This window comes from Nostoc sp., assembly GCF_036917155.1.
Lineage (GTDB): Bacteria > Cyanobacteriota > Cyanobacteriia > Cyanobacteriales > Nostocaceae > Nostoc.
In genome coordinates, this window is the sequence record NZ_JBALDZ010000230.1 from 1 (window position 1) to 4,941 (window position 4,941).

4 protein-coding genes are annotated in these 4,941 nt (G+C 36.7%); all 4 read right to left on the reverse strand.

Going from position 1 to position 4,941, the window contains the following annotated elements:
• Window positions 1-158: 158 nt before the first annotated feature.
• From V7K67_RS30875 to V7K67_RS30890, 4 genes are read right to left on the reverse strand one after another with little or no spacing between them, the layout of a single operon-like run.
• A complete protein-coding gene (locus tag V7K67_RS30875; RefSeq protein WP_334733905.1) occupies window positions 159-761 on the reverse strand; it encodes a TniQ family protein in 603 nt (200 codons plus the stop codon).
• 20 nt (window positions 762-781) lie between these two features.
• Window positions 782-1,774, reverse strand: coding sequence for a TniB family NTP-binding protein (locus V7K67_RS30880; RefSeq protein ID WP_335169846.1), 993 nt, complete (start codon window positions 1,772-1,774; stop codon window positions 782-784).
• 40 nt (window positions 1,775-1,814) lie between these two features.
• A complete protein-coding gene (locus tag V7K67_RS30885) occupies window positions 1,815-4,064 on the reverse strand; it encodes a Mu transposase C-terminal domain-containing protein (protein ID WP_335169848.1) in 2,250 nt (749 codons plus the stop codon).
• Window positions 4,057-4,707: a TnsA endonuclease N-terminal domain-containing protein gene (locus V7K67_RS30890; protein ID WP_335169850.1), complete on the reverse strand. Its 651-nt coding sequence runs from the start codon at window positions 4,705-4,707 to the stop codon at window positions 4,057-4,059. Before V7K67_RS30890 ends, V7K67_RS30885 begins: the two co-directional genes overlap by 8 nt.
• Window positions 4,708-4,941 lie beyond the last annotated feature (234 nt).

The following is a 4,941-nucleotide window of genomic DNA, read 5'->3' on the forward strand; positions in this document are numbered from 1 at the left end:
TGTGGGTTTGCACATAAGATGAAATTTGGACAACGTAGTTACAAGGGTTTGGGGCGACTAGATTCGCGCATAAAGTGAAATTGAATGTGGAGTGAGGGTTTGAGCCAAATAGTGAATTCGCAGATAAAGTGAAATTTCCGAATCACAACTTCAATACATCAGGCAAAACTATCATTTGAGGCATCTTGTAGTTTCTGTTGATGCCGACTTACTTGCACAGTAGCAAGGCTTTTCTGCAATGAGGATAAGTATGCAGACAAATTAACTTGCTCAGAGGTGGCTATTTCAACTTGCCCAGAACGAAAATCGAAACCACATCGACATCTTGTGACTGCGGGTCTAGACCACCGAATACCTTTGTGACAATTAGGACATTTTTTAAGCAGTACACATTGATGTAAGTAACAAGCTTTTACTAGATCCCAATCCCAAATTTTGCGACAATAAGCAGATTCGGTCAAACAATAAGGACACAGTTTTATAGCAAATTTATAAAGGGTGTATTGCTGGGAAGTAATCTCAGAAGGTAGTTGATAAGTGAGAGAAGCCATTAGTATTAGCTGCTCATCGGTCATTTGAATAAGTTGACCGAGTTGGGAAGGCTTATAGGGATTTTTAACAAGAAGAATTCCTCGATTGATATGTAAGGCAGCTAGCTGCAAAATCCAATTAGGAGAATAATAATAATTACTTTCACTTAGCCGAATTAGATAACCAGCTAAACTTTCATCTTCATAGGGAGTTGGAGTTCGTAAAAGCACTTGATAAGAGTATATTTTATTTAAGAGTTTCTTAATATTTGAGCAGCTTTTAAAAGTTTAGATTTAGACCTAAGCCGTTTATTAGTTCCACCAACTTCTAAGTTTACAGTTGGAGAATGGACTGTCTCAATTTCAAATTTATCAGTGATGAAAGGATTATTTTTATCAGGTTTATCGGCTCGAACAGATTTTTCAAAAGCCGTTGCTAAAATATTTAAGTCAAGTTTTTCTTGATTTTGGTTAAGAGCTAAATAAGCTCCATACCGAACTAGCTTCATTATATGAGCAACGACTCCATCTGAAGCGTAGTAAAGCCTTCTTGCTGTATATACTTCGGATAAATTTGAAGCTTGAGCTAGAGGAAGCTTTGACTCTAATAAATGTAAAAAAGTCCGAAATTCTGCACCACCATCTGCCTGCCATTCAAAAGATGAGAGATAATGACGGTTAGCAAAGCGGCGACTGAGTTGAGAATGAGATTTAAGTTTAAGAACTTCTTCAGCTTCAGGCAAACCAATTAAAATAATTGGCAAGTTTGTATCTAAAATTAAAGTCTTCAACCAATCCGAAACTGTTTTGAGAACTCGCTCTGAATCCCGGTCAATAAAGTGTTGGAATTCGTCTAAAATAATTAATTCAACTTGACAATCTTTGAGTAGACCAATTAAACGAATTGTTTGATTACCAATTGTACCTTTGTCATAAGCGGGGTCGCCAAGTTTCCATAACAATTTCGTTACTACTGTCTTAACAGTCGCTGGGGAAGGAATGGTAACAGCTAAAATAGGAACAATTGTACCACTTCTTGTAACAAGCTTTGGATATTTATTAGCGTAAGCTTTATAGATTGTAGTTTTTCCAACTCCTGTATTACCACTAAGAAACATACATTCTGGTTCAGCCTTACCTGAAGAGAAATGATGGCAATACTCTATAGCTGCGAGGATTTCCTGAAGCCGAGGGTAAATAACGTAAATGTTATTAATAATTTGAAATTTTTCAGATAAAGTCATTTTTAATAGAGATGTTAAGCTTGTGTCCTCGAAAATTTCGTTATTTTGGTAGACCAATGCTTACCTCCCAGCCAGTTAAATCGGGCTTCCAATCATCAGATGGAATAACAGATTGTTCAAGAGGAGAAACATCAGTTATCTCTGGAGAATTAACTGATATTTCAGTTATCTGGTGTTTCGGATTATTTAATGTTTTATGATTAGAATTTTTTGTTGATTTTGGTTTTTGTTCATTCCGTTCTAGCTGTTGATTATCTAATAAGTTGATTAAGGTATTCTCAGCATTACCTAAGTCAGAGATTCCTGTAATCTCGCTACTTGTATTGAACAAGCTTGCTAACTCTTTATCAGTCATTGTACTAATATTTTGGCACTGGCTACTTTGGTCTTCATTGTTAAATGTAAATTCATCTACTTTTAAATCATCACGTCCAATTCCTAACCATCTAGCCATCGATTTACGAGTTTTCCCTTTAGAAGATTTTTGCCATTCACGCTCAACAATTTCTTGAATCTTCTGTTTAGCTAAAGCCAAAGCCACAATATCAACTCTTTTTGACTCAATAGCTGCTAAGTTTTTAATAACTCGGTGTTGCCAAAGAGTTAGTCCTTGAGTGTACTCCTGATTCATCGCAGGTACGACGATAAACTGATGGCTGGTTGGGTCAAGGACATAGATTTTTGATAAATCTGTGGGGTCATACTTAATAGTGGCTTTTTCTCTTTGTCGCAAGCCCCCTCTCCTCCTCATGTCCTCTCCTTCATAATTTGAGCGGAGTCGAGCCAACTCACAACTGTTATAATAAAGCCCATAAAGCTCCACACCTCTTCTAGTAATCACCCGCTTTTCTATCGCTCCAACCAATACTCTTAACTCTTGAAGATTTAGTGGTAAGGTGGGTGGGTATTCAGTTATTCCTTTTGACCAAACTTCGGCTCTAGGTGTACAAAATTGAGAATGAGAACTTTGATTATGAATGTCTACAATAAAGATGTGAATCATCTCTTGCAGAGCTTCAAGAGAAACCACAGCATTCTTTTTGGGATCATAATCATATTGGGTCGTAAATTCCTGAAATAATGCCCCTGGCTGCCCCTGCAATAGCTGGGTATTATAACTACTAAATGTCCTTTCTATGCTACTTTTATACCAAGGCATATAAGGAGGCGTATATTGAATGCTTATCCCTAATTGTTGACAAGCATCTTGAAAGTGTTGGCTATAAAATTCTTTTCCATTATCAACGACAAGAATTTCCATTATTCCATAGACGTTCCAGTCCTTTTTGACTGAAGGAAATTTGTTTTTTACATAGTCTTTTGGGTGAATGGTGTGGAGTAGACACTGCATGACAGAAAGCGAACTGAAAGGCTCAAAGCTGAGGTAGTAGCCAACAATAACTCCTGAATACTTATCAACAGCACTGGTTAAAGAGGGTGTGCCAATTGGCATTCTTGTGTCTGTATCAACAACAAAGAAAGGGAGAAGTGTATGGTCAATTTCGACTCTTTCTAAGGGACGAGAGGGGCGCGGTCCTTCTTTAACAGGGTTATACATTAAACTGGTAGTTCTCTTTCCATAACGACAAACTGCTTTTTCAATCGTGTCTAATTGTTGAATCTGGCGATAAATTGTGGTGCGATGAGGAATCTTTAGAGCGGCTTTTCTTTGGGATTTTCTTAAATTATTTTCAGCGAGAATGCGACAAATAACGACATCATAAATGCTGGCAATATTGGGACATTCAGGAGTTAGATATACTTCGGTAATAACTTCTTTGATTAATTTATCTACTTCTGGGGTTATTTTGGGGTTAAAGTTTCCTTTCCCTTGATGTCTAGGAATTAATGAGCGGATATCACCACCACTAGGGAGATAATCTTTTAACCAACGGTAAAGTGTAATGTGTGAAGGAGGATGTTTATCTTCAATTTGTTGAGCAACTTGCTGAATAATGGGAGTCAAAGAAGATGAAGTATATGTTGACACTTTTTGTTTTAAAACTGTGAGAACATATGTTTCTTTTCGTTGGGCTTCAGCTTTGAGAGATTCAGGAATTTCCGAAAAATCTACTGCTCGATAGTGATTGACGGTTTCAGTATCAGCCGTTTTTTGAAAATTTAACTGTCCCGTGAAGAAGTATTGAACTAATTCTTTTTCACTTAGCCAATTTATTTGTCCAGTGGATTCTTCAAGCAGTTTAAATTTGTTGTCTGTTCTCTCTTGGATAATGTACTCACGGTTATGCAGGCACAAGCCAATTCCTACTTGGAATTTAACTTTAGTCATTTTCCCTACTCCCTGCGAAGTCGGCTTGTGAGGATAAATAAAGGGGACTATTATTCTTTAGTTGAGCCATTAAATCAGTTTTTAAAAATCCTAAAAAAATTAATTTTAATAAAATTGGTTTATCAATTCCTTGAGGTTGTAAATTTTTGATCGCTGTAGATAGAGGAATTGGTAATTTTGAATGAAAATATTGATGACAAATAATCAGGTTTTGAAGTGTTAAAGGGATTTTGGCATATCGATAGAGAAGTTTAACGTTATTTAACAGAGAGCCTCTATTCATCATTTCATCAGTGATGATGACAAATTCCCAACCGAGAGACTTCAAAGTAGAAGCTATTACTGGAAATCTTCTGACATTTTTTTCATCCTCAAGCCAGGAACTTGGCTTAATTTCTACAATTTGTTGCTTCAACTGCCGTTGCACCAAAAAATCCGGAGTATACCGCCGTACCTTGTCATCTAAAATGTAAGAAATTTTGAAGGGTTGAGTGCTATAGGAGAGGACATCTGGATCAATTTCCAGAAGATACATATAATTTCTTTCATTCAGAGATTCGTACCAAATCAGGGAGTGCATCTTAAAGCTGAAGAATCTACCAATGTTTTTCTTCGTCCCTGTGTTGGTAATTTTTCGTGCCAAGGTAGTCAAGTTACTTTCCTATGGGATATTCCGTGTCCCTAATAATTAATGTTTCCAATTTCACATAAAGTGCAGTTAACTTTTGTGATTAGTTACAAAATTTCACTTTATGTGCAAATTGAATCTTTGACTGAAATTCTTGTGGGGTAAGGGTTTTCACTTTATGCGCGAATCTAGTCGCCCCAAACCCTTGTAACTCCGTTGTCCAAATTTCATCTTATGTGCAAACCCACA

Coding starts and splice junctions, on each gene's coding strand:
- V7K67_RS30880 (WP_335169846.1), bottom strand. CDS start 1,774: ATGACTTTATCTGAAAAATTTCAAATTATTAATAACATTTACGTTATT.
- V7K67_RS30885 (WP_335169848.1), bottom strand. CDS start 4,064: ATGACTAAAGTTAAATTCCAAGTAGGAATTGGCTTGTGCCTGCATAAC.